Source organism: Planctomycetaceae bacterium, assembly GCA_041398785.1.
GTDB lineage: Bacteria > Planctomycetota > Planctomycetia > Planctomycetales > Planctomycetaceae > JAWKUA01.
The window spans coordinates 1-1,705 of record JAWKUA010000069.1; the positions used below are offsets into that span (position 1 = coordinate 1).

Annotated in this window: 2 protein-coding genes; both read left to right on the plus strand. The window is 57.8% G+C overall.

From position 1 onward, the window contains the following. Window positions 1-43: 43 nt before the first annotated feature. The gene (gene eno / locus R3C19_27450) at window positions 44-1,318 is read left to right on the plus strand and encodes a phosphopyruvate hydratase (protein MEZ6064099.1); all 1,275 of its coding nucleotides are present in this window, start codon (window positions 44-46) and stop codon (window positions 1,316-1,318) included. Between the two features lie 128 nt (window positions 1,319-1,446). Beyond that, on the plus strand, window positions 1,447-1,705 hold a 259-nt coding region (locus R3C19_27455), incomplete at its 3' end, for a hypothetical protein (GenBank protein MEZ6064100.1).

Here is a 1,705-nt window from a genome sequence, read left to right on the forward strand (position 1 = left end):
CTGAAGCCCCGGAACCAGAACTGAACACTGAAGACTCAATCCCATGAATATGCCCATCTCCGCCGTTCACGCACGCGAAATTCTCGACAGCCGCGGCAACCCGACCGTTGAAGTGGATATTGAACTCGAAGACGGCACGATCGGTCGTGCGGCCGTTCCCAGCGGCGCCAGCACCGGAGCGCACGAAGCCTGCGAACTGCGCGATTCCGACGACAGGAAGCGGTTCCTTGGCAAGGGAGTTCGGCAGGCCGTTCAAAATGTCAACGAAGAAATCGCCGACGCGATCATTGACCTGGATGTCACTGACCAGATCGTGATCGACAACGTCATGATCGATCTGGACGGCACGGACAACAAGTCGCGTCTGGGAGCCAACGCGATTCTGGCATGTTCGCTGGCGGCAGCTCACGCGGCGGCTCGCAGCAGCTTTCTTCCGCTGTTTCGTTACCTGGGCGGCGTGGGAGCCAACTGCCTGCCGGCTCCGATGATGAACATCATCAACGGCGGAGAACACGCCAACAACGGGATCGACATTCAGGAGTTCATGGTTATGCCACTGGGCTTCGAATCGTTCAGCGAATCTCTGCGAGCCGGCACGGAAGTCTTTCATCATCTGAAGAAGGTTCTTGCCGGCAGAGGACTCAGCACAGCCGTCGGCGACGAAGGCGGTTTCGCTCCGGACCTGAAAACGAATCAGGAAGCCATTGAAGTCATCCTGACGGCTATCGAAAGCGCGGGCTACACTCCCGGCGATCAGATCAAAATTGCACTCGACTGCGCAGCCACGGAGTTCTATGACGAAAAAAACGGCAAGTACACGCTGGAAGGCAAGTCCATCGATTCTGATGGTATGGTCGAACTGCTGGCCGGATGGGTCGACAGGTATCCAATCTGTTCGATCGAAGACGGTTGCAGCGAAGATGACTGGGACGGCTGGAAGAAACTGACCGATAGCATTGGCAGCCGCTGCCAGTTGGTCGGCGACGATCTGTTTGTCACCAATGTCAAACGCCTGAAGGAAGGAATCGACAAGGGGATCGCAAACAGCATTCTCGTCAAAGTGAACCAGATCGGCACGCTGTCGGAGACGATTCAGACCGTCCAACTGGCCTATCAAAATGGTTACACGGCGGTCATGAGTCACCGGTCCGGCGAAACGGAAGACACCACCATCGCCGACCTGGCTGTCGCATTGCGAACCGGTCAGATCAAAACGGGATCCGCCAGCCGAACGGACCGAATCTGCAAGTACAACCAATTGCTGCGGATCGAGGAAATTCTGGGCGAAACCGCCTGCTTCGGCGGAACGATTTCGTAGCGGCAATCAGGCGAGGATGGCGTCCTGCCGGAACCCGAAACCGGGCGTGAATCATCCCGCTGGCGACGGCCGACCGATTCGTTTCCGCTGATCGTCAAAACGTGTCCGGATTCAGAATGCCGTTGCCGATGAGTCCATCCGAAACGCTTCAGAACGACCGGGAATCGGCTCACACGGCATCCGCCTGGGTGACGTCGCTTCTGTTCTGGTGCGCGCTGGTGGTGTCGGTATTGCTCTATGGCGGCGTCGCGCTGGCTCCGAAGCTGTCCGTCTGGATGCAGGTGCGGCACCAGTACCTGAGGAATGCTCAGCACCTGCTGGCTCTGGATTCGGAGGTTGACTATCTGGAACGCGTGCAGAACGCTCTGGAAACCGATCCGGATTTCC